The 22,720-nt window shown below is 73.2% G+C and carries 19 protein-coding genes and 1 pseudogene; 4 read left to right on the top strand and 16 right to left on the bottom strand.

The window, feature by feature from the left end:
• Positions 1-2: 2 nt before the first annotated feature.
• Genes ACIQR3_RS24325 through ACIQR3_RS24310 form a run of 4 tightly spaced genes read right to left on the bottom strand, consistent with a single transcriptional unit; the run spans position 3 to position 3,652 of the window.
• Entirely contained in the window at positions 3-1,028 is a 1,026-nt protein-coding gene (locus ACIQR3_RS24325) for an NAD(P)-dependent alcohol dehydrogenase (RefSeq protein WP_403542324.1), read from the bottom strand.
• The gene (locus ACIQR3_RS24320; RefSeq protein WP_403542321.1) at positions 1,025-1,807 is read right to left on the bottom strand and encodes a metal-sulfur cluster assembly factor; all 783 of its coding nucleotides are present in this window, start codon (positions 1,805-1,807) and stop codon (positions 1,025-1,027) included. Before ACIQR3_RS24320 ends, ACIQR3_RS24325 begins: the two co-directional genes overlap by 4 nt.
• Position 1,808: 1 nt before the next feature.
• Positions 1,809-2,816, bottom strand: a complete 1,008-nt coding sequence (locus tag ACIQR3_RS24315) for an amidohydrolase family protein (protein ID WP_403542318.1) — start codon at positions 2,814-2,816, stop codon at positions 1,809-1,811.
• 41 nt (positions 2,817-2,857) lie between these two features.
• Positions 2,858-3,652, bottom strand: coding sequence for an acetoin reductase (locus tag ACIQR3_RS24310; RefSeq protein WP_403542316.1), 795 nt, complete (start codon positions 3,650-3,652; stop codon positions 2,858-2,860).
• A 219-nt stretch (positions 3,653-3,871) separates the two neighbouring features.
• Here ACIQR3_RS24310 and ACIQR3_RS24305 point away from each other — a divergent pair, with 219 nt between their 5' ends.
• Positions 3,872-5,824 carry a sigma-54-dependent Fis family transcriptional regulator gene (locus tag ACIQR3_RS24305; protein WP_403542314.1) on the top strand — a complete coding sequence of 651 codons (1,953 nt, stop codon included), beginning with the start codon at positions 3,872-3,874 and terminating at the stop codon, positions 5,822-5,824.
• Here the strand turns inward: ACIQR3_RS24305 and ACIQR3_RS24300 are convergent.
• The 6 genes and pseudogenes from ACIQR3_RS24300 to ACIQR3_RS24275 all read right to left on the bottom strand — a co-directional run bounded on the left by ACIQR3_RS24300 (position 5,799) and on the right by ACIQR3_RS24275 (position 12,414).
• On the bottom strand, positions 5,799-6,905 hold the full coding sequence (locus ACIQR3_RS24300; protein ID WP_403542312.1) for a peptidase C39 family protein: 1,107 nt from the start codon (positions 6,903-6,905) through the stop codon (positions 5,799-5,801). The two genes, ACIQR3_RS24305 and ACIQR3_RS24300, sit on opposite strands and share 26 nt — an antisense overlap.
• An 83-nt stretch (positions 6,906-6,988) precedes the next feature.
• Complete coding sequence (locus ACIQR3_RS24295; RefSeq protein ID WP_403542309.1) at positions 6,989-9,094, bottom strand: iron ABC transporter permease; 2,106 nt, start codon at positions 9,092-9,094, stop codon at positions 6,989-6,991.
• A gap of 7 nt (positions 9,095-9,101) precedes the next feature.
• The gene (locus ACIQR3_RS24290; RefSeq protein WP_403542307.1) at positions 9,102-10,169 is read right to left on the bottom strand and encodes an ABC transporter substrate-binding protein; all 1,068 of its coding nucleotides are present in this window, start codon (positions 10,167-10,169) and stop codon (positions 9,102-9,104) included.
• A 61-nt stretch (positions 10,170-10,230) separates the two neighbouring features.
• The gene (locus ACIQR3_RS24285) at positions 10,231-11,094 is read right to left on the bottom strand and encodes an ABC transporter ATP-binding protein (RefSeq protein ID WP_403542304.1); all 864 of its coding nucleotides are present in this window, start codon (positions 11,092-11,094) and stop codon (positions 10,231-10,233) included.
• Positions 11,095-11,262: 168 nt separating this feature from the next.
• Complete coding sequence (locus ACIQR3_RS24280) at positions 11,263-12,138, bottom strand: helix-turn-helix domain-containing protein (RefSeq protein ID WP_403542301.1); 876 nt, start codon at positions 12,136-12,138, stop codon at positions 11,263-11,265.
• Positions 12,139-12,223: 85 nt separating this feature from the next.
• Positions 12,224-12,414, bottom strand: a pseudogene (locus tag ACIQR3_RS24275) (DUF397 domain-containing protein).
• A 153-nt stretch (positions 12,415-12,567) separates the two neighbouring features.
• Here ACIQR3_RS24275 and ACIQR3_RS24270 point away from each other — a divergent pair.
• The gene (locus ACIQR3_RS24270) at positions 12,568-14,004 is read left to right on the top strand and encodes an FAD-dependent oxidoreductase (RefSeq protein ID WP_403542299.1); all 1,437 of its coding nucleotides are present in this window, start codon (positions 12,568-12,570) and stop codon (positions 14,002-14,004) included.
• 3 nt (positions 14,005-14,007) lie between these two features.
• Here the strand turns inward: ACIQR3_RS24270 and ACIQR3_RS24265 are convergent, their stop codons facing one another.
• The gene (locus tag ACIQR3_RS24265; RefSeq protein ID WP_403542297.1) at positions 14,008-14,187 is read right to left on the bottom strand and encodes a hypothetical protein; all 180 of its coding nucleotides are present in this window, start codon (positions 14,185-14,187) and stop codon (positions 14,008-14,010) included.
• 254 nt (positions 14,188-14,441) lie between these two features.
• On the opposite strand from ACIQR3_RS24265, the gene ACIQR3_RS24260 reads away from it, so the two are divergent.
• The gene (locus ACIQR3_RS24260; protein ID WP_403542294.1) at positions 14,442-15,104 is read left to right on the top strand and encodes a DUF4232 domain-containing protein; all 663 of its coding nucleotides are present in this window, start codon (positions 14,442-14,444) and stop codon (positions 15,102-15,104) included.
• Between the two features lie 104 nt (positions 15,105-15,208).
• Here ACIQR3_RS24260 and ACIQR3_RS24255 read toward each other — a convergent pair whose 3' ends face one another.
• From ACIQR3_RS24255 to ACIQR3_RS24240, 4 genes are all read right to left on the bottom strand, one after another.
• Positions 15,209-16,414, bottom strand: coding sequence for an ABC transporter substrate-binding protein (locus ACIQR3_RS24255; RefSeq protein WP_403542291.1), 1,206 nt, complete (start codon positions 16,412-16,414; stop codon positions 15,209-15,211).
• Between the two features lie 35 nt (positions 16,415-16,449).
• Positions 16,450-16,809, bottom strand: a complete 360-nt coding sequence (locus ACIQR3_RS24250; protein ID WP_403542289.1) for a hypothetical protein — start codon at positions 16,807-16,809, stop codon at positions 16,450-16,452.
• Between the two features lie 798 nt (positions 16,810-17,607).
• A complete protein-coding gene (locus ACIQR3_RS24245) occupies positions 17,608-17,754 on the bottom strand; it encodes a hypothetical protein (RefSeq protein WP_403542287.1) in 147 nt (48 codons plus the stop codon).
• A gap of 398 nt (positions 17,755-18,152) precedes the next feature.
• Positions 18,153-20,024, bottom strand: a complete 1,872-nt coding sequence (locus ACIQR3_RS24240) for a BTAD domain-containing putative transcriptional regulator (RefSeq protein WP_403542285.1) — start codon at positions 20,022-20,024, stop codon at positions 18,153-18,155.
• A 300-nt stretch (positions 20,025-20,324) separates the two neighbouring features.
• On the opposite strand from ACIQR3_RS24240, the gene ACIQR3_RS24235 reads away from it, so the two are divergent.
• Positions 20,325-20,948 (top strand): sigma-70 family RNA polymerase sigma factor, encoded by a 624-nt coding sequence (locus tag ACIQR3_RS24235; RefSeq protein ID WP_403542282.1) that lies wholly within the window; start codon positions 20,325-20,327, stop codon positions 20,946-20,948.
• A gap of 649 nt (positions 20,949-21,597) precedes the next feature.
• Here the strand turns inward: ACIQR3_RS24235 and ACIQR3_RS24230 are convergent.
• Complete coding sequence (locus ACIQR3_RS24230) at positions 21,598-22,719, bottom strand: Gfo/Idh/MocA family protein (RefSeq protein ID WP_403542280.1); 1,122 nt, start codon at positions 22,717-22,719, stop codon at positions 21,598-21,600.
• Position 22,720: the final 1 nt, after the last annotated feature.

Here is a 22,720-nt window from a genome sequence, read left to right as displayed (position 1 = left end):
GTTCACGGTGTGAGGATCGCCCGGCCCCGGATACGGCCCTTCCCGAGGTCGTCCAGGGCGTCCTGGAAGCGGTCGAGGGGGTACTTCGAGGTGTGCAGGCGTACGCGGCCCTGCGCCGCGAGGACCATCAGCTCGCACAGGTCGTTGTAGGAGCCGACGAGGTTGCCGATGAAGTTGATCTCGGCGGAGATGATGTCGATGGTCGGGACGTCGATGTTCTCGCCGTAGCCGACCACGTGGTAGTCGCCCGCCTGGCGCAGCATGCCGACGCCGTCCTTGGTGGCGCCGCCCTCGCCGACGAAGTCGATGACCGCCTCCGCGCCCTTGCCGCCGGTCAGTTCGCGGACCCGGTCCACCTGGTCGCCGTCGGCGACGACACCGTGGTCGGCGCCGATGGAGACGGCCAGGGACACGGCGTCGGCGTTGCGGTCGACGACGACGATCTCGGCGGCGGTGATGGCCTTGAGCACCTGGACGCCGATGTGTCCGAGGCCGCCCGCGCCGATGACGACGCAGCGGTCGCCGGGCCGCAGTCTCCGGGCCGCCTTGGCCGCCGCGTGGTACGCCGTCAGGCCCGCGTCGGCGAGTGCGGCGACGTCGGCCGGTTCGAGGGAGTCGTCGATCCGTACGACACTGCGCGCGGAGGTCTTCAGGTACTCGGCGTAGCCGCCGGCCGTGTCGATGCCGGGGAAGAGGTTGTGCTCGCAGTGCACGTCGTCGCCGGCCCGGCACGCCCGGCACAGCCCGCAGGTGATCAGCGGATGGACGATGACTTTGTCACCCTCACGGACGTTGGTGACGGCACTGCCGACCGCGTGGACCCACCCGGCGTTCTCGTGCCCGATCGTGTAGGGCAGCGCCACGCCGGACTTCTCGGCCCACTGCCCCTCCAGGATGTGGAGGTCGGTGCGGCACACGCCCGCGCCGCCGATCCGGACGATCACATCGTACGGGCCGGTGACCTCGGGGGCCGGGACCTCGGTCATTTCGAGGTCCTTGCCGTAGGCGACGACCTGGACTGCCTTCACGAGACGTTCTCCTTCGGCGGAACGGTGACATGGAAGAGTTGCTCCGCGTACGGTTCCTCCGCGCGCGGGGACTGGTCGGCCGCGGACCGCGGGTACCGGGTGCGCAGCAGGCCCCGGCAGAAGTGGGCGTTGCCGTCGATCGACACCCGGATCGAACGGGCGAAGCGGAGGCGCAGGGGGATCTCCCCGGGCGGGTAGCGCCGCCCCTCCTCGTCCACCAGGACCGGGTCGGCCGGTGCCGTGCCGAGCCCGAGGGCCGCCCGTCGGCGCAGCAGCGCCTGGGTCGTCGCCGTGTCGGGGAGGTCGCCGAGCACCACGTCGTGCAGGTCCTCCTCGGTGAGGCCCGGATCGGCACGGAGTACGAGGGTCAGTACGCGCTCCATCGCCGCGGCGTGCGCCTTGCGGCGGAACGTCAGCCGGAGCGCTTCGAGGTCCTGCTCCGCCTCCGCCCCGAACGTGCCCCGGTAGCCGGCGTCCGCGGCCAGCCCCCGGTTGATCAGGTCCGAGTCGTGGTGGTCGTCGAGGAGCACCACGACCTCCCGGGTCCAGGGCAGCGCCGTCAGCGCGTCCTTGGCGTCGGAGGCCATCAGGTAGGCGAAGTTGGGCGAGCAGAAGGAGGTCGGGAGCCGGAGGTGGACGGTCAGCCTGCCGCCGGGGGCCGTCGTCACGGAGCGTACGAAGCCGAGGTCGGTGATCGGCTCGTCCAGTTCCGGGTCGTAGACCGTGTCCAGGGCCGCGCGGACGGACTCTTCCCGCGCGGCGGCGGTACGGGCGGGCATCTCAGGCCACCGCCGGTTCGGTGCGGCCGGTGCCCAGCCCGGCCGGGACCTCGATGTCGTACAGGGCGGCCGCGTTCAGCCCGAGGATCTTCTTCTTCTGGGCCACCGTGAGCGGCGGGTACTCGTCCTGCATGTCCTCGGGGATCTGGAAGTCGACGAACCGCTCGATCAGCCAGCGCGGCGTCCACAGCGCATAGTCGCTGGAGAACTGGATGCGGTTCTCGTCCAGCCAGTACAGCAGCTCGCCGATGATCTGCGCGAAGTAGCGCGGGCGGGTGTGCATGAAGGGGATGGCCACGGCGAGGCCGGCGTGCACGTTGGGCTCCTGCGTGGCGATCCAGCAGAAGTCCTCCAGGCGGGGCAGCCCGCAGTGCTCGACGACGAAGTTCAGCTCCGTGTAGTCGCTCGCCACCGAATCGACGTCGGCGACGTCGAAGGCGTCCCGGTCCAGCGGGCGGATGGTGGGGCCCTTGTGGATGTGGATGTTCTTGATGCCCAGCTCGATCGCCGTCTCCAGGTAGCGGCGCGACCAGGGGTCGTCGAGCTTGTAGCCGCGCGAGTCGCCCTTCCACTCGGCCGTGTACAGCTTGACGCCCTTGAGCTGGAACCGCTCGGCGTCCCGCCGCAGTTGGTCGAGGCCCTTCTGCTCGTAGCGCGGGTCCCAGGAGTGGTTGTACGTCAGCTTGTCCGGGTGCTTGCGGGCGAGCGCGGACGCCTCCTCGGTCTGCCCGAAGCCGTTGCGGTAGAAGGCGCCGAGGCGGGCGGGCTGGAAGACGGCGTGGTCCACGTACCCGTCGACGAAGAGGTCCTTCATCAGGCGTTCCCCGCCCTGGTAGAGGAACTCCTCGTACGGCCAGTGCTCGGACTCGGGGCCGAGGTTGCGGTGGTAGTCGTAGAAGCAGTCGATGAACTGCTTGCCGTGGATGTTGAGCTGGTTCTCGGGGCGCGCGTCCCACAGGGCGATGTGCGCGTCCACGATGAAGTAGTTCTCGCCGTCCTTGGAATACATCTCGCTCGCTCCTTCGGTGCGCTGGGGTGGGCCGAGGTACGTCAGGAGAACTGGATGCCGCCGTCGATCATGACGGACTGGCCGGTCATGTAGTCCGAGTCCGGCGAGGCCAGGTACGAGACGAAGGACGCGACGTCCGCGGGCTCCTCGACCCGGCCCAGCGCGATCGCCTCCGCGTGCTTCTTGATGGCCTGGCCCTTCTGGATGCCCGCCTCCTCGGCCAGCCGCTCGTCGATCAGGTCCCACATGTCGGTGCCGACGATCCCCGGGCAGTACGCGTTGACGGTGATGCCGTACCGCGCCCACTCCATGGCGGCGGCCTGGGTGAGGCCGCGTACGCCCCACTTCGACGCCGAGTAGGTGCCGAGCAGCGCGAACGGGCGGTACGCGACGATCGAGGCGGCACCGATGATCTTGCCGCCGCCGCCCTGGGCGATCATCTGCCGGGCCGCGGCCTGGTAGGAGAGGAAGACGCCGCGCAGGTTCACGGCCATGATCTGCTCGAACTCGTCGAGCCCGGTCTCCAGCAGCGGGGTGACCCGGGCGATGCCGGCGTTGGCCACGTAGACGTCGACCCTGCCGAAGCGGTCCGCCACCTCCGCGACGAGCGCGTCGGTCTGCTCCTTGCTGGTCACATCGGCGTGCACGGCGAGGGCCCGGCGGCCCTTCTTCTCGATACCGGCCGCCACCTCGCTCAACTCCTCGCCCATACCGGGGAGATCGGCGACGGCCACGTCCAGCCCGTCGTCGGCCAGTCGCTCCGCAATGCCGCGGCCGATGCCGCGGGCGGCGCCGGTGACGATGGCGGTACGGGGTGCGTTGCCGGAGGAAGTCATAGTGCTGCTCCTGTGCTCGACGTTGAGCGACCGCGCCTTCGTGCGGTGCTGTCCCTCAGCGTGGGGGCGGGGAGCGCCGTCGAGTTTTTCAATGTGGAACACACCCGGACCGCCCCGCGCTCAGGGCACCGCGAACGCGTCGGAAAGTCGTGGCGAACCACCCGTTGACAGGTGCAAACGCGTTCGTAATATGGCGGAAACACGCTCATCGGAGGCGCCATGCTCAGCGACAGCACAGCGCGGGACCGGACCATCGCGCGAGCACGCCTGAAGTTCCTGGAGAACCAGGACCCGCCCGCGCCGATCGTGCCCGAGAGCATCCGCAACTCCTGGCAGCGCTCCAAGTACCTGGGGATCCGCCCGGACGAGGTGGTCGTCCCCTACCAGCCGGACTACGACCGGGAAAGCCGCCTGGTGCGCGCCGCCACGCCGGTCCTGGACCGTCTGGAGCGGGCGCTGGCCGGATCGGACGCCTGCGTGATCGTGACCGACCGCAAGGGCTGGGTACGCGACCGCCGCGTCGGCGAGAAACGGCTCTCGGCACACCTGGACCGGGTCCACCTGGCGCCCGGCTTCAACTACGCCGAGCAGTTCGTCGGGACCAACGGCATCGGGGTCGCGCTGGAGGAACGCCGGCCCAACGTGGTGCTGGGCACCGAGCACTTCAACGAACGGTTGCAGAGCGTCTCCTGCGCCGCCGCCCCGATCCGCAACTCGGTCACCGGACGGGTCGAGGGGGCCATGAACCTGACCTGCTGGAACGGTCCGGCGCGCACCCTCATGGCCGCCCTGGTGCAGGAGGCCGTCGGTGACATCGAGCGCGTGATGTACGAGTTCACCAGCTCCCACCAGCGTGCCCTGCTGGAGGCGTTCCAGCAGGTGACCCACTACGGGGACCGGCCGGTGCTCTGCCTCGGCCAGGACCTGGTGCTCGCCAACTCCGCCGCCTCCGCGCGGCTCACCGGCGACGACCACCGGCTGCTGCACGAGGCCGCCGCCGAGTCGGGACACGCGCCGCGCGTCCGCACGGAGGTCCGGCTGACCGGCGGGCAGACCGTGCTGATGCGCTGCCGCCAGGTCGACAGCTCCGCGGGCGCGGCCGGGTACCTGCTGGAACTGGCCTTCCCGGAGCACCCCGGCGGCGGGGAGGACCGTCCCGGTACCGGCTCCCGCTCCCGTGGCGAGCGCGACGCGGCCCTGCCGTGGCCGCTGCCGGGCCTGGCCGGGACCGACCCGGCGTGGAACACCGTCTCCCGTACGGCCTCGCACTGCGCCCGCGAGCGGACGCCGCTGCTGCTCCACGGCGAGCCCGGCACCGGCAAGACCGCCCTGGCCCGTGCCGCGCACGCGCTCACCGGGGCGGCCTCGGCACCCGTCGTCGTGGACGCCCTGGCCCCGCACCTCCAGGCCGCGGGCCCCCAGGCCCCGGACCCCCGGGCCCCGGACCCCCGGGCCCCGGACCTCCAGGCCCCGGACCCCCAGGCCCCGGACCCCCAGGTCTCGGACACCGCGCCCCGGACCGACACCGACCCTCCGGCCGACCTGCCCGCCGACCTGCCGGCCGCCCTGCGCGCCGCGCCCGCCGGTCCGGGCCGCGCCCTGGTCCTGCGGAACATCGACGCCGTACCCGCCGGGCAGGCACCGGCCGTCGCCCGGGCCCTGGACGCCGCGGCGGCACAGGGCACCTGGATCGTGGGGATCATGGGCACGCTCCACCACGCGGCGGTCGTGCCCGAGCCCCTGCGGCGCTGTTTCACCGAAGCGGCGGCGGTCCCCGCGCTGCGGCACCGCCTCGCGGACCTGCCCGCCCTGGTCGACTGCCTGCTGCGCCGCGTCGGCGCGGACCTGGAGTGCGCGCCGGAGGTCCTGCCCCTGCTGCGCCGGCACGACTGGCCCGGCAACGTCCGCCAGCTGCACCACGTCCTGAGCAGGGCCGCCGCCGGCCGCCGCACGTACCGCATCGAACCGCGCGACCTGCCCCCGTCCCTGCACAGCACGGCCGGCCGCTCCCTGAGCGCCTGGGAGGCCGCCGAACGCGACACCCTGGTGCAGGCCCTGCTGGCGGCGGACGGCAACAAACTGCTGGCCGCCCAGCGCCTCGGCATCTCCCGCACGACGATCTACCGCAAGATGCGGGCGTACGGCATCACGCTGCCGACGGCCCGCCGCTGAGGGGGCGTGCGGGCCCGATGGTCACCGCCCCCCGGAAACCCCCCGGCGCGATCACCGACATCGCGTCGAGCGACAGGTCCGGCACCGGCAGGAGGTGGGCGTCGACCCAGGTGTCCCCCGTCGCCGCGTTGGCCCACGGGTCGTCGATCACGACGGCGCCGGGGACGGTGCCGTGGCAGAGCACCCAGTGCGGGACGTCGAAGCCTTGCATCGCGGCGAGGGAGAGCAGGAGCAGCACCTGCTCGCGTCGGCCGAGCGCGTCCCGGACCCCGGTCAGGGAGAGGCGGCTCGGGTCGACCGGGACGCCGAGGCGGGCGGCCTCGGTGCGGGAGGCGGTCTGGAGGAGGGCACGCCACTCCTGGTCCTTCGCCGGAAGGTGGTCGAGGAGAACGGGCCGGTCCGTGTCGAGGTGGACGGTGACGGGGGACGTCGGCCAGGCCCGGCGCAGCGCGACGCCCAGGCCGACCGGCTCGCAGGCCAGGAAGTTGGTCGCGTCGCGCCACAGCGTCAGCTCCGCCTGACGGTCCAGCGCCGCCCACGGCAGGGTGCCCGCGTGGGCCTGGGCGACCAGGGCGGTGACGGCGCCGCAGGTGAAGTGGGTGCTCTGGCCGTAGTACGGGGGTTCGCTCACCGGGTCGTCGTGCAGCCAGCGGACGTATCCGGCGGCCGGTCCGGTCGCGCCCTCCGAGTGGGCGAGGGGAGGGGTCAGAGGGGTGAAGCCGGCGCCGGCCGCGTCCTCGGGGCGTGCCGTCCAGCCTTCCCACTTGACCTGCGCGAGTTCTCGGCGGCGGGCGTGGGCGACGACGGCGGCGACGGCCGCCGGTACGTCACCTACGGCGTCGACGATCTTCAGGTAGGCCGTGTCCGGGCGGGCCGTCACCAGCGCGGCGCCGGTCCAGTCCGCGCCGTCGCCCTCCTCGCCGGGGACGGCCACGAGGCGCGGACCCTGGCCGGAGCGGTCGGCCGCCCGCCAGCGCTCCACCACCTCGGGGGGCGCGAGCCGCGCCAGCCGGGCCGGCGGCGTGTCCGGCTCGAACGGGACGACGACGCCCTGCACGGGCGTTTCCTGCGGGGACGGCATTCCGGTGCTCCTGGCGGGACGGTGGGGACAGGGATGTACGGAGGTGTACGGGGCGTACGGGCGAGTACGGGGCGTACGGGGTGTCAGGCGCGGGACTGCCGGAGCACCCAGATGAAGTAGGGGGCTCCGACCAGGGCGATCATGAGGCCCGCCGGCAGCTGGGCGGGGGCGATGAGCGTGCGGCCGAGGGCGTCGGCCACGCACACCAGCAGACCGCCGAGCAGCATCGCGACCGGGATCGCGCGGCCGTGCCGGGCGCCCACCAGGGACCGGGCGAGGTGCGGGGCGACGAGCCCCACGAAGCCGACGACACCGATGGCGACCACGCTGAGCGCCGCGAGCACCGCGGCGATCGCCAGGGCGGCGAAGCGGGTGCGTTCCACCCGTACGCCGACGATGCGCGGGGTGTCCTCGTCGACGGCGAGCAGGTCGAGCCGGCCGCGCATGGACAGCAGTACGGGAAGGGCCAGCGCCAGGGCCACCGCGACCGGTACGACGTCGGGGAACGTACGGCCGTAGGTGGTGCCGGAGAGCCAGGTGAAGATCTGCGGCGTGTTGTACGGGTCGGCGCGCAGCAGGAGGAAGGTGGTGATCGAGGTGAGGCCGTACCCCATGCCGATGCCGATCAGCACGAACCGGTCGGGCAGGAAGCCGCCGCGCCAGGCCAGCAGGGTGATCACCGCGAAGGTGAGGAGCCCCGCCGCGACCGCGACCACGATGAGCACCGGCCGGCCGCCGGACAGCCCGGAGGTGACGACGCTCGCCGCGCCCAGTCCGGCGCCCGCCGTGATGCCGAGGACGCCCGGCTCCGCCAGCGGGTTGCGCACCGCGCTCTGCACGACGCTTCCGGCCAGTCCGAGGGCGGCGCCGGCCAGGATCGCGGCGAGCACGCGCGGGACCCGGTCGTCGAGCGCCTGGCCGATCAGGCTCGGGGCGGTGCCCTGGAACCAGAGCGCGATGTCTCCCGTGCGCAGCCACAGGCTGCCCGCCAGGACCGCCACGACGGCCGCCCCGGTCAGCAGTACCGCCGCGCCGGCCACGACGAGGAGGAAGGCCCGGCGTGAGCGGACGGCGACCCGCGCGTGCGGGGGCCGGCGCAGGCCGCCCGTGTCCCGCAGGCGCAGCGCGAGGACCACGATCACGACGGCGCCGAGCAGCGCGGTCGGTACGCCGGTGGGGATGGCGGCGGCGCCGTCCGCGCCCTGGACGGCGCGCAGGACCGCGTCCGCGAGCAGGATGAGCAGCGCGCCGAGCAGCCCGGCCGCGGGGATCAGGAAGAGGTGCCGGCGCAGGGCGCGGACCCGCGCGGCGACCAGGCGGGCCAGTACGGGAGCGCCGAGGCCGACGAAGCCGATGGGGCCCGCGAGGGTCACCGCGGTGCCGGTCAGCAGCACGGCGCAGAGCACGGCGGTGACGCGGGTGCTGCGGATCGGCACGCCGAGGGTGGACGCGGCGTCGTCGCCGAGGTTCATCACGTCCAGCCGCCGGGACAGGGCCAGGGCGGCGCACAGCACCACCGCGACGAGGGGGTAGGCGCGTACCGACGCGTCGATGTTCAGCTGGGCGAGCGAGCCGCTGCCCCAGGCGAAGAGGCCGGTGGTGTTCTGGTCGAACAGGATGAGCAGCATGCTGGTCGCCGCGTCCAGGGCCATCGCCGTCGCCGATCCGGCGAGGACGAGGCGGGTGCCCGTGGTGCCGGCGGCCCGGCCCGCGAGCAGCAGCACGAGCGCGGCGGCGACCAGACCTCCGGCGAAGGCGACGGCGCCCGACGCCCACAGCGGGACGGTGAGGCCGAAGGCGGCGACGAGGGTGAGGCTGAAGTAGGCCCCGGCGGTGACCGCGAGGGTGTCGGGGGAGGCGAGCGTGTTGTGCGTGACGGACTGCAGGAGGGTGCCGGCGCAGCCGAGGGCGAAGCCCACCGCCACGCCCGCGAGCAGGCGCGGCAGGCGTGAGCCGGTGAAGATCTCGCCGACCGGCGCCCCGCCGGGTTCCTCCGGCTGCCCGGTGAAGTGGCGCACCAGGTCGCCGACGCCGACGCCCGACGTGCCCTGCGTCAGGTGCCACAGGCCCACGAGGACGGTCACGGCGAGGAGGAGTGCCAGGACGGCCACCCCGGCGGGGCCGCCGCCGCGCTCGTCACGCGGCGGCGAACTCCCTTCGGGCGGCGCTGTACGTATCGCTGTCTTCACTTCTTCTTCACTTGTTGTCGAGTACGTCGACGTAGGCGTCGATCGCCTGCTCGCAGGAGCGCGGACCGCCGGCGCCCCACACCCGCGCCGGGAACGAGTGGGCGCGGCCTTCCTCGACCGCCGGGAGCGTCTTCCAGATCTCGTTCTTCTTCAGGGCCTCGACATACCCGCCGGCGCCCTCGTCGTTCGCGTAGAAGAGGTTGGCGTCGCCGACCGCGGTGAGTCCCTCGACGTCGGTCTGGGCGAGGCCGTAGGAGGGGTCGACGCCGCCGTCCCCGTGGTCCTTGTTGATCGCGTCGGTCCACGCCGGGGTCATGCCGAGTTCCTTGCCTATCTCGGTGAACAGGGCGCCGTCGCTGTAGGGGCGGACGGTGAGGTTGCCGCCCTGCAGCCATCCGTCGAAGAACAGGAACTTCTTGGTCGGCAGATCGGCGTCGGTGACCTTCTGCTTGGCCGTCGCGAGGTGGTCGTCGAACTCCTTGAGCACCTGGTCGGCGCGTTCGGTGCGGCCCGTCGCCTTGCCGATCATGCTGAACACCTCGCGCATGTTCCCGATCGGGTCGTCCGGGTCCGCCCCGCGCGTGACCATCACGGGGACGTCTCTCTTCTCCAGCTTCTTGACCATCTCGTCGTCGGCCTTGAACGCCTCCACGATGATCAGGTCGGGGTCGGCCGCGTAGAGGGTGTCGAGGTCGGGCTCCTCACGGGTGCCGATGTCCGTCACCCCGCTGGGCAGCTTCTCGGCGCTGACCCAGGTGCTGTACCCCTCGGCGTCGGAGACCGCGGTGGGGGTGACGCACAGGGTCAGCGCGTCCTCGATCTGCTGCCACTCCAGGACCGCGATCCGCTCGGCGGGCTTGTCGAGCTTCACCTGCCGGCCGACGCCGTCCTTGAAGGAGACCGGCCCCGTCGAGGTGGTCGTGGTGTCGTCGGCACAGCTCTCGGAGGCGGGGGACGCGCCGGCGCTGGCGCTGCCGCCCGTGGCCTTGTCGACGTCGGTCGTGCCGCAGGCCGTCGCGGCGAGGAGGGAGATGCCGGTGACGGCCGATGCGGCCAGGCGACGGGGACGGTTCATGACTGATCCTCTTTCCTACGGTCAATGCGGTTCTGCGGTTGTACGGTTCTGGTTCCGCGGTTCAGGAGAGGTGGCGCCCGATCGGGTCGATGCGGAGCCTGCCCGTGCGGGGGTCGACGCCGACCTCGACCTGGATGTCGTAGACCTCGCCAATGTTCTCGGCGGTGAGGACGGCCACGGGTGCGCCCACCGCGTGGACGCGTCCGGAGCGCATGAGGACGAGGGTGTCCGCGACCCGGGCCGCCTGATCGAGGTCGTGCAGCACGATCCCGACCGCGATGCCGTGTTCCTGGACGAGGTCGCGCACCAGGTCGAGCGTCTCGATCTGGTAGCGCAGGTCCAGGTGGTTGGTCGGTTCGTCCAGCAGGACGACGCCGGTGTCCTGGGCGAGGCAGGCCGCGAGCCAGACGCGCTGCATCTCCCCGCCGGACAGTTCCCCGACCGGCCGGCCGGCCATGTCCCGTACGCCGGTGACGCCCATGGCGCGGTCGACGGCGGCCCGGTCCTCGGCGGTCGGTCCGGCGAAGCCGCGCCGGTAGGGGTGGCGGCCGAACGCCACGACCTCCGCGACCGTCAGCCCCTGGGGAGCGGGCCTCGACTGGGAGAACAGGGTGACCTCGCGGGCGAACTGACGCGGGCCGAGCAGCGCCGCGTCGCGCTCGGACGGTTCCCCGGGGGTGCCGAGCGTCACCCGGCCGCCGTCCACCCGGTGCAGCCGGGAGAGCGCGCGCAGCAGCGTGGACTTGCCGCTGCCGTTCGGCCCCACCAGGGCGGTCGCCCGGCCCGGCTCCAGGGCGATGGAGACACCGTGGACGACCGGCTTGCCGCCGTACCGCAGCACCAGGTCGTGCCCGGTGAGCGCGCCGGCCGGGGCGGCGGGGCCGGCCGCGGGGTCACTGGCGGGCCGGAGAGGATTCGTGAACATCGAGACGGGTCCGGACGGTCGGAGGGACGAGGGCGGCGGCACCCTCCGTCCGGCCTTCACCGGAAGGGCCGCGCACTCCCCCACGCACGGACAGCACCGTTCGCGTCGAGCAACAACTAAGGGTTACCTAACTCCGAGAAGGCTATAGTCCGCTCGCCATGCCGACAATCAGGAGTTCTGGTCACGCGATACGGGATTCCGGACATGCCCAGAAATCCCGTCCGCCGCACCGAAGAAGGCGCCCGGCGTGGTGCCCATGACCCGCCGGAAGGCGGCGATGAAGGAACTGGGCTGCGCGTAGCCGAGCATCTCGGAGACCGTCGCCACCTCGCTGCCCTCGGCGAGGAGCGCCAGCGCCCGGTGCACCCGCAGCATCTGCCGCCACTGCGCGAAGGACAGGCCGGTCGTCTGGCGGAACGCGCGGGTGATGGTGCGGTCACTGGTCCCCAGCCGCCGCGCCCACTCCTCCAGCGAGCGGCAGTCGGCGGGATCGTCCAGCAGGGCCGCGGCGATCGCGTCGATCCGGGGGTCGCCGGGCAACTGCAACGCGAACTGCCGCTCCGAGGGCCGCATCACGTCGAACACGACCGACTCCGCCCGCGCCCTGGCCGCCGCGTCGAGATCCGTACGGGACAGGTGGGTCAGCAGCGACTCCAGCAACGGCGTCATCGCGATCGCCTTGGGCTCCCCGTACGCGAACGGGGTGTGCTCGGGCGCGAAGAAGGCGTGGAAGAACTCCGCGCCCGCCGTCGCCCGGCCCTCGTGCACCATTCCGGCGGGCATCCACAGCCCGTGCCCGCCGAACACGGTGAAGACGCTGTTCCGCACCCGGGAGGTCAGTGTTCCCCCGCGCACCCAGACGAGTTCGTGCAGCTCGTGCTCGTGCGGCGGGTACTCCGTGGGGACCGGGACGACCCGGAAGCCGGCGACGATGGAGGACGGAGCCGCTGCCTGCTCCGGCAGCGCCAGGGCCCGGCGCACCACGGTGCCCGCCTCCCGCCGCCACATCCCGGGGGTCGACTCACCACGGGACGATCGGACCATATCGGCGAGTCTATCCGAGCAGGTCCGGCGCCCCGGCGGCGCACGTCGGCCCCCGACCGACCGCCGGGACGCACCCGCACACGGCTCAGACCCGCGCCGCGAACCCCACGAACCGCGACCACTGCGCACGCCCGACGGCGAAGTGCGGACGTGTCACGTCCTCGGAGTCCCGTATGTGATGGCCTGCTCGGTGACAGCGACCTCTACGCAACTGTCACCCTGGCTGCCGCTGTAGCTGGACTTGAACCACGCCAGTTCCCATGGCACAGCCGCCATCCCCGCCGACGCGCGCACGGACGCCTGCCGCTCACTCCTGAATGAGCACCGTCCGGCCGCACTGGGCAGCGAACCGGTCTGGAAAGCGGACAACGCCCGCGCCCAGCCTGATGGCCGTCGCTCCGCCCCGGAGCGCGACCAGGAGAAGGTGTGATGGACGTAGTCGTACTGGGAGCCGGACCCGTCGGACTCATGGCCGCGATGATGCTGGCCCGTGACGGGCACCGGGTCACCGTGCTGGAGCGCGACGGTGCGCCGCCGCCGGCGGGGGACGGCGAGGAGGTGTGGCGGGGGTGGCACCGGCCGGGCGTCAGCCAGTTCCGCCACCCGCACCTGCTGCTGCCCGCGGTGCTCAGGACCCTGACGGACGAACTGCCCGAGGTGGTGACCGAACTGACCGCCCGGGGCGCGGTGCCCGCGAACCTCCTCGACGGTCCGCGGCGGCTCGGCGCGGCCGGCGCGTGGCGCCCGGGCGACGACCGGTTCGCCATGATGACGGCCCGCCGTCCGCTGCTGGAGGCGGCGCTCGGCTCCGTCGCCGAGGGCTGTGACCGCCTCACGGTGCGCCGCGGCACCGCGGTCGCGGCGCTGCTGCCCGGTAACGAGCGGGCGCCGCGGCGCCCTCATGTCGCCGGGGTGCTCACGAGGAGCGGCGAAGCCGTCCTCGCCGACCTGGTGATCGACGCCTGCGGCCGCAACTCGCCCGTGGGCAGGATGCTGCGGGACCTCGGCGCGCCGGGCCCCGTCGAGGAACGGGCCGAGGACGGATTCCTCGCGTACACCCGGTACTTCCGCTCGGCGGACGGTCGCGTACCCGAGCTGCCGCCCGCGCACAGCGCCCACTACGCGTGCGTGTCGACCGTCGCGACCCTGGGGGACGCGGGTGTCTGGTCGCTGTCGGTCGGCGTCTCCAGCCGTGACCGCGCGCTGCGGGCACTGGCCCGCCCGGCGGCGTGGCACCGGGCGGTGGCCCTGCTGCCGCCGGTCGCGCACCTGGCCGAGTACGGGGAACCCGTCACGGACATCATGGCCATGTCCGGCATGGAGCGCCGGTACCGGCGTTTCGTCGTCGACGGCGTCCCCGTGGCGACCGGGGTGCTGAGCATCGGGGACGCCTGGGCCACGACCAACCCGCTGTTCGGTCTCGGCCTGTCGCTGGGGGCGCTGCACGCCACCGCGCTCCGCGACCTGCTGCGCACCACCGCCACCGACGATCCGCAGAAGCTGGCCCTGACGTTCGCGGACACGACGGAGACGAGACTCGGTCCGGTCCACCGCGGCATCGCCGGCTGGGACCGGCACCGGCTCGCCGAGATCGACGCGGTGCGGGCGGACGTGCCCACGCCGTACGACACCGACGACCGGGAGTGGCACATCAGGAGGGCGCTGGACGCCCTCAAGTTCCGGGACCCCGACCTGCTGCGCGTGTACGCGGCCGGGGCAGCGCTGCTCACCGGCCCCGGGGCCCGGCTCCCCGAGGCCGAGTTCGCGGCCCGGATCGCCGCCTTCGGCCTCCGGCCGCCCTACGGCGAACCGGGCCCCGGCAGGGCCGAGCTGCTCGCCGCGATCGGCGGCCCCGCGGGCAGCTGACTCCTAGGGGGTGTCGGACGCCCCGGTACCCGGCCCTCCGTCCGCCGGGCCGGTGCGCCGCGCGACCCGGCGGACGGAGGGCCGGGCCGCGTGGGCCAGCCCCGCCAGCGCCAGCACGGCCAGTCCCGCCGGCAGGGCGAGCCCCACGCCGAGCACCACCCGCACGATGAACAGATCACCCATGCTTCCTCGTTCCCCTCTCGTTCCTGCTTCTCGTTCTTGCTTCTCGTTCTTGCTTCTCGTTCTTGCTTGTTTCTTGTTCTTGCTTCTCGTTCTTGTTTCTTGTTCCGGCTCCGTTTGTCACAGCGCTGTGCCGAGGGCGTCCGGATCGGATCCGCCGACCGAACCAGCCGGCTCAGCCGGTCGTCGTGCTGACTGAGAAGGCGGAGCCGTGGAACACGCCGCGGCCCGCTCACCGACCGAGAGGATTCCTCGTCATGAACCGCCGCCTGCGCACCGCCCTCGTCGTCTCCGCCGCTCTGAGCGCCGGCCTGCTCATGACCGCCTGCGACAACGGCTCGACCGACGCCGCCGGCACGGAGTCGGCCGCCTCCAGCACCTCCGCGGGCGCGGCGGCCGGCGCCACGGCCACCCCGACCGCCGCACAGAGCGGCGGCACCGGCGGCAGCGGCGGCGAGACCGAGGGCCAGTCCTCGTCGTCCGAGGGCGACTCCGGTGCCGCCGACAAGAGCGGGTACGGCCAGAGCTGCGGCACCAACGACCTCCAGTGGTCCGCCGAGTCCAAGACGCAGGCCGGCGGCTACTACCAGGTCAGCGTCAAGGCCAAGTCCGGCATCACCTGCGTACTGCCCGCCGGTCTGCCCGTCTTCGCCTTCGGCTCCGGCGGCACCCAGGCCGGTCCCGCCGAGCAGGTCGCGGGCGAGGAGATCACCCTCAGCGGCGGCAAGACGGTGTACGCAGGGGTCAACCCGAAGACCTCCGACAGCGACTCCGGCGTGGAGTACAGCACGATCATCGCCTCCGTCAGCGAGGGCGACCCCCACCCCGTCTCCCTCGACATCGACAGCGCCGTCGTCGACGAGCCCGTGGCGACCAACTGGCACACCGACCCCGCCGACGCCGTCCCGTTCACCTCCTGAGCCGGTGAACGAGGCGGCCCGGGGCGGTGACTCCCCGGTGCCTCACACCTGTTGCCACGACCCGCGTCCCCGACCGGTTCGGTGCGGCCTCCCCCGTATCCGTGTCAATGTGCCGTCGTCAGTTCCCCGGTGAGCGGTACGTCCGGGTGCGCGCGGTTGCTGACGACGGCGAGCCGGGGGCCTTCCGCGTCGTGCTGCCACTGCCCGCCGGCCAGGGGGAGCAGGGCGATGTTGGGCGTCGGCCCCCGGGTCCAGTCGAGGCGCCCGGCGATGGTGTCGAGCCTGGTGCCGGCGAGGGCGTCGGCGACGGAGGCCCGGTCGGTGGGGTCGCTCGCGACGGTGAGGGCGTGGTGTGCCGTCTCCAGGAGGGCGTGGGCCAGGCCGAGGGGCTGGAGCCACGCCGTGCCGGTGTCCCGCTGGTAGGCGTGGGCGAGTTCGGCGCACGTAATGCCGTCCAGGCTGGAGCGGTAGGGGTGGCCGGGACTCCAGTAGACCAGGGTGGCCACACCCGCGTCGGCGAGTTCCCCGTGGACGCCGGGGGCAGGGGTGGTGTGGGTGTGCGGGTAGGTCAGCCAGCGTGAGCAGGTGATCAGCCGCGGACGCAGCCCCGCCTCGCGGGCCTGGCGGTGGAAGAGGGCGAGGTCGGTGGCGGTGGCGGCGCTGGTGATGACGTCGGCGCCGTGCTCGCGCATCCGGCCGACCTGCGGGTGGAAGCCGTCGGCCGGTTCCGGGTAGGCGCCGAGGTCGACGAGGGTGTGCCCGCGCGGGGACGTCACCGGGGCGAAGCCGTACCGCTCGTGCCGCAGCAGGGCGCCCTGGAGGTCGTCGTTCCACAGGCACCCGACGGCGCCCCGCCCGTCCACGCGCTCCCACAGGTCGGCGAAGACGGCCGCGATGTCGTCCAGCCCCCACGCGAAGTGGTACGTCCACCGGAAACGGTGCCCGGGCTCGGCGCCGCGCGTGTGGACGTACGCCTGCCAGGGGAACGTGGTCGACACACAGGGCACCCCGGCCTCTTCGCAGGCCCGGGTGACGGCGGGCAGGACCCGGGTGCCGGCCATGGTGAGCACGATGTGCGCGCCGTCGGCGTCGGCCAGGTCGCGCGCGGCCCGCCGGGCCGCGTCGGGATCGGAGCGGCTGTCGCGCACGGCGACGGTCACGTCGTGGTGGCGGCCACCGTTGCGCACGCGCGCGAGCCGAGGAGTGAGCCTGCGCAGCGCGTACGACAACGGTGACCCGAGGGGGGCCAGCCGACCCGTCAGGGGCGCTACTACGCCGACGCACAGGGAAGTTGGCGAAGTCGACGCCATCATGACACCTCTGTCTGCTGGACCGGTGCGGTCGGTCAGTGGCCGGAACGTTCCGTGGTGACGCAGGTGGTCCTGCTGAACACCGCCACCGTCTCGTTGCCGCAGTTGTTGCTGTGACCCGAGGCGTTCCGGGCGAAGACCAGGTTGGACAGGACGCCGCCGCTGGGGCCCACCTGGTCGCCGCCGCCCTTCCCGCCGTCCTCGGTCACACAGGTGCGCTCCTTGAACAGCGCCACCTTGCCCGTGCCGCAGAGGTTGGCGTGACCGGAGGAGTTCCGGCCGGTGACGTTGGACAGCACACCGCCCGGTCCCGCGTCGCCGTCACCGGCGTGGGCCGTGGCCATGCCGGCCGGAGCAGCCATGAGCATCCCCACGATCGAGGTCACTGCCGCCATGCGTCGAGTGCCGTACATCTCTACCCGTCCTTCTTTCCGTCGGATCGCTCGCCGGCCGTCGCGGCCGGAGCACTACGACTAACGACACGTCGGAAAAACGGCACCATCCTGGGGAGGTGAATGCCGCGAAAGACCGTTGACCCCGTACACCGACAGGAGACGGGGTCCCAATTCCGTTGACACGGACGGGAGATGACGTGGGGCGTCCGGTGAATCCGCCGTATTCCGCGAAGATGGCCACGCCGGCCGTACGGACGGCCTCCGGCACGTACACCCGCCCTGGCGGCACGGACCGTCACGGTCCGGTGGCCCGTTGGTGTGAACGCAGCACACAACAGCGCAATCAGATCATAGTGATAAGCGTCTTATTCACCTCCAGTGAATCCATGGCCGACTTCAGCGCCATTGTCGAACCGCTGCGCCAATCCTGATTTCGAGGCACAAGGCGGCGCGCGCTCGAACGCCGCACCACCCCCAGGAATTCAGGGACGTGCCATGCCTCCTCCCCAGCGAACGACCATCGTCAGCAGCGACTGCATCGAGGTCACCGGAACCGGCGACCCCGCGACTCCCTACCGGCTGGAGCCGGTCATCGAGCAGGACGAGTGCAACGCGCTCGCGTGCACGGAGAACGGACTCCGTGTCCCCGCGCACGGCGCTCTCCGGAATCGACCGGGGCGCGAACATCGGTCCCGCGCGCTCCGTGGACATCGATGTCATCGGCAACGGCGCGGACGACTGCCCGGACACCTGGACCATCGGCGCCCGGCTCACCCCCGTGTACGGACGTGCCTCCGGTCAGGACCGGACGCTGCCGCTCGGCGGCGCGTGGACCTCCACCGACTGCGTGGCGACGCTGCCGGAAGCCGGTGTGTACATGGTGACCGCCATGGCGGTGGGCCAGATCTGCGCCACCGCCAGGTACAGCACCAACGTGTGGATCACGTTCGGCCTCCAGCGCGACGGCGCCGGCGTCCTGTTCGGCTCCGGCCTGGTCCAGCACCAGTACGGCTTCCCGGCCGTCGGCAACGGGTTCCAGACGTGCCACACCGGCCAGGGCTCCCTCACGGCGCACGTGGTCGTGGGCGACCAGGCCGTCGTCCGTGTGGCCGCCGAGAGCACGGTCCAGAGCATCCGGCTGAGGGCGCCTCGCATCGCGTGGCACAAGATGTCCGACCAGCGCCCGGGTGCGGAGCACGCGCGCGCGTGCGGAGCGACCCGGCGTCGGGAGACCGGCGTCGCGCCCGCCGGCGGAGCCCTGGTGCCGGGACGCACGGCAGGGTGCGGCCCGGCACCCGGCCGCGCGTGGGGCGGGACGGTGGAGCACCTTCCGTCGCCCGCCGCTACCGCCGAGCGAGCGTGCGGGCCGCGCCGGCGTGCAGGGTGTGGCGGCGTACGGGGCTCAGCTCACCGAGCACGGCCAGCCGGAGCACCCCGGCCGGGAAGCAGTAGCCCTGACCGGCGTGCGGCGACGCCACCTCGGTCCAGGACAGCAGCCGCACCGCGACGGCCTGGTCCGCCAGTGCCAGCACCTCGTCGACCGGCATCCGGCCGAGCCGGGCCACGCGCCGCATGTCGGGCCGGTCACCGAGCACGGCCGCCCGGTCGACGACCTGCCGCGCGGCGGGCGACAGCTCGGCGAGCCGGGCCCTGACCATGCTCCGGACGGCCGGCGGCACGGGCACCCGGCCGCCGGAGACGGGACCCGGGGAATGGCGGATCAACTGGTCGAGCAGGAAGGCGTTGCCGCCGCTCAGCTCGTGCAGCCGGCGTGCCGCCTCCGCCGACACCGACGCCGATACCGATGCCGACGCCGACGCCGACACCGACACCGATGCCGACGCCGACACCGATGCCGACGCCGACACCGACGCGGACGCCGACGCGACCAGCCGTACCGCGGACTCCGTCAGCGGAGCGAGCGGTATCAGGTCGGCGCCGCGGCCGGCCAGCTCGGCCAGGAAGCGTTCCGTCGCGGGGCCCGCGTCGTCCGCCACGGTGCACAGCACCGCGTACGGCGACTCGCGCAGCGTCCGCGCACAGGTGAGCAGCAGCGCCCGTACGTCGTCCGACGCCAGGTGGACGTCCTCGACGACGTGCAGGACGGGTCCCGGGGCGGCGCCGCCCGCGTCCTCGGTCAGCTGCTCCAACTGGCCGCGCAGCCGCCGCAGTCGGCGGTCCGGGATGATCCCGGCCCCGGGGCGGCTTTCCTCGGCGCACCGCGTCCACCGCACCTCCCAGCCGGTCTCGGCGGCCCCCCGGGCCACCTCCTCGGCGATCCGGGTCTTGCCCGCCCCCGGCTCCCCGGACACCACGGCCCACCCCGCGCGGCCGGCGGCGGCGCTCCGCAGTACCTCGGACAGCCGTCCGAGTTCCGCCGCCCGGCCCGGCAGGTCCGGGCCCGCCTCCCGCGCGGTGGCCGGAACACGCCGGCCCGGCGGCCGCAGTGCCGCCGTGTCGTGCCGGAGGACCGCGAGCTGCGTCTCGCGCAGCGCCGGGCCGGGGTCGAGGCCGAGGTCCCGGGCCAGGAGGGCACGTACCTCCTCGTAGCGCCGCAGTGCCTCCGCGGGCCGGCCCGCGCAGTACAGCGCGCGCATGAGCACGGCCCAGGACGCCTCGCGCAGGGGATCGCGCGCGACGAGCCGTTCCGCGCCGGTGACGGCCTGGAGCGTCTCCCCCTCCCGCAGCAGCAGGGTGGCACGGAGTTCCTCGGCCGACAGCCGGAGACCTTCGAGCCTGCTGGTCTCGCCCTGTGCGAACCGGTGGTCGCGGGCGTCGAGGAGCGCGGTGCCGCGCCACATGCCCAGCGCGCGCTCGGCCTGGCGGCGGGCCTCGCCGACCCGGCCGCCGGCCGCCAGCGCGTGCGCCTGCCGCACGGCCCGTTCGAACCGCGCCGAGTCCAGCAGGTCGGGCGGGACGCACAGGGCGTACCCGGTGGGGGCGCTGCGCAGGAGCGTGGGCCGCTGCTCGCGCCCGCGGCCGGGTTCCAGCACCGCGCGCAGTCTGCTGATGTGCGCGTGGACCGAGGAGCGGGCGCCGGGGGGAGGGCGGCCGTTCCAGAGGTCGTCGCAGAGCCGCTCCACACCGACGGGGTGGCCGTTCTCCAGCAGCAGACGCAGGAGCAGCGCGCGTCGCTTGGGCGGTCCCAGAGCCAGTACCTCGGCGTCCCGCCGCGCCTCCAGCGCGCCCAGCAAACGAAACTCCACGGTGGTCACGGTGGCACCTCTCTCGCTCGGTGCCACCCTCACCCGGTCGAGTACTCACTCGACAGCCCGGACGTTGCTCACCTCCGCTCACTCGGCCGGCCGCCCGGCCTCGCGCCCGGCGGCAGAGCGGGGAGGCGCCCGTACCGGTTCCACGAGCGGCCACCGCCGCCGGTTCACCTGAACCGACGGGGAGGTTTCCCGGACGGTTCGGCCCGGCAAGACGACGACAAGAATCGGCCAAGCGGTCTCCCCCACGCTGGCGACGACGCCGCCGCCACCGGGCGAGGGTCGAAGTCAGCAGGAGGAGACATGGGGGCCGTCGGCGCCATGAGGCAGGCCACGAGGTCCCCACGGGGCACTTCCGCCCCACGGACGTACGAACGGCCGGGTGACCGGCACGGAACCCGTCCCGACGCCGGCGACCCGGACTGCGAGCGCTTCGTCCGCCTGGTCTACGACGAACACGGCAGCGAGCTGCTGCGCTACGCCGCCCGCCTGCTGGGCGGGGACTGGATCAGGGCCGAGGACATCCTCCAGGAGGCCGCCGTCCGCGCCTGGCGGCACGTCGGCCTGCTGCGCCGGCAGGAGGCGACCGGGTTGCGGCCGTGGCTCTTCACCGTCGTGCGGAACCTGTCGATCGACGACCACCGGGCCCGGCTGATCCGGCCCGTCAGCGCCGGTCCGGTCGACGACGTCGTCATCCCTGTCGACGACGACGTCGACCGGACCCTGCTGCGGCACGTCGTCCACGACGCTCTGGACGACCTCACGCCCCTGCAACGGCAGGTCCTGCACCACACGTACTTCCTGGGTCACAGCGTCGCCGAGACCGCCGAGGCGCTCGGCGTCGCCCGGGGAACCGTCAAGTCCCGTACGTACTACGCGGTCCGCGCGCTGGAGCTGGCGCTGCGGCGCCGCGGCGTCCACGCCTGACCAGGCGGCAACGGCCGGTCAGCTCCGCCTACCCGGACGGGTGCCCCGGGGTGCGGCTCCGGGCCACCGACCGGCGTCCCTCCCGGGGCGGTCAGAGGGCGGAGTCGGGGATCCACGAGCCGTGGATCATGGCGGGCACGCGTCGCGGCAGGTGGATCGTGGCGACCCCGCTGCTCCTGGGCCGGGGGGACGTGAGCGCGCCGCCCGTCTCGATCTGCCCGGCGCGCTCGTCGTGACGGCCGGTCTCACCCTGCTCGGAGCGGTGTGGGTCGCCACGTTCTTCTTCCTTCCGCTCTACCAGCAGCGGGTCCTCGGTTACTCCCCCCTGGAGGCCGGCCTCACCCAAGTGCCGCTCGCCGCGGCCCTGATGACGGCGTCCTGGGGCGCGGGTCGGCTGCGGGGCACACTCCTGCCGGGCTTCGTCGTGCTCGCGGCCGGCCTCCTGTGGCTGGCCCGGCTGCCGGTCGGCGGAACGTTCCTCTCCGAACGTCCCTCGCGAGCCCCGCCGGCCGCGCGACACCCGGGCCCGCCGCCCTGGCCCACGGCTACCGCCGCGCTCTCGTGGCGTCGGCCCTCGTCGCACTGCTCGCCGCCGCCGGAGCCGGAGCCGGAGCCGGAGCCGGCATCCGGCGGAAGCCCGCGCGTCCGGTCACGTCGTCGTGACGGCCGATTCGATACTGCGGTGCCGGGCGGCGCCGTGTGCGAAGTCGGGTACCACCGACGTGCCCTCGCGCAGGTCGTCCAGGAACCGGCGGTAGGCATGCGCGACCGCGTAGGCGGCGGCGTCGGCTCGCGGGTCCAGTTCCGGGACGCGGACGTACGCTTCCGGGACCGTCAGGGGAGCGAGGCCGGTGGACGTGCCCCGGCCGCCTTCGAGGGTGAGCGGGCTGAGCTGGGGATGGCCGATCGGGGCGGTGAGGACGAGGTCGCCCTCGGTGCCGTTGATCTCCCAGCGGAAGTTGGTTCCCCGGAAGGTGCCGCCGCGGTAGTGGAAGGTGGCCACCGCTCCGCCCGGCAGCCGTCCTGAGGCCACCACCTGGTCCGCGGCGGTCATGGGCACGGGCTGTCCGCTCCCGGTGTCCACGGCCGACGTACGCCGCGACGCGGGCCGGATCCGCAGTTCCTCGGGCTCGCCCAGGACGGAGGCGAGTCCGTCGAGGGTGTGGGCGAAGGGAACGGTCAGCAGTGTCGTGCCGTTGGCGGCGTCGAGCACGTAGTGGTCGCCGGGGTTCACCGTGGCACCCCAGGCGCCGCCGGAGCCGACGACCGTCGTGGACAGCACCTCTCCCACGTAGCCGTCGGCCACGAGGTCCCGTGCGTGGGCGAGGACCGGGTGCGACCGTGCCTGGAGTCCGACGACGGTCGGCACAGCGAGGTCGCGTGCCTGTCGCGCCATGTCCTCGGCCTGGGCGAGCCCGTTGCCGAGCGGCCACTCGCACAGCACGCTCTTGCCGGCGCTCAGCGCGGTGCGCACCAGTTCCCGGTGGTGCGGCACCTTCACCGCCACGACCACGAGGTCCACCTCGTCGCAGGCGACCAGTTCGGCCGCCGTCCCGAAGGCGCGGGACACACCGTGCCGGTGTCCGGAGCGCTCCGCCGACGGTTTCGAACTCGTGCTCAGGGCCCTCAGCTCGTACCCCGGGACGGCGCGCAGGGCCGGCAGGTGGGAGCGTTCGGCCCAACTCCCGTGCGCTGCGAGCCCGATGATCCCCACCCCGATCGGCTTCTCGGACCGGGCCGGCTCGGCGAGCGGTGACGCGGATGTGTTCATG

Origin of the sequence: Streptomyces sp. NPDC090994, from assembly GCF_044768905.1 — a bacterium.
Taxonomy (GTDB): Bacteria; Actinomycetota; Actinomycetes; order Streptomycetales; family Streptomycetaceae; genus Streptomyces.
The sequence above is the reverse complement of the archived record's forward strand: the minus strand, read 5'-3'. Positions and strand labels throughout refer to the sequence as shown.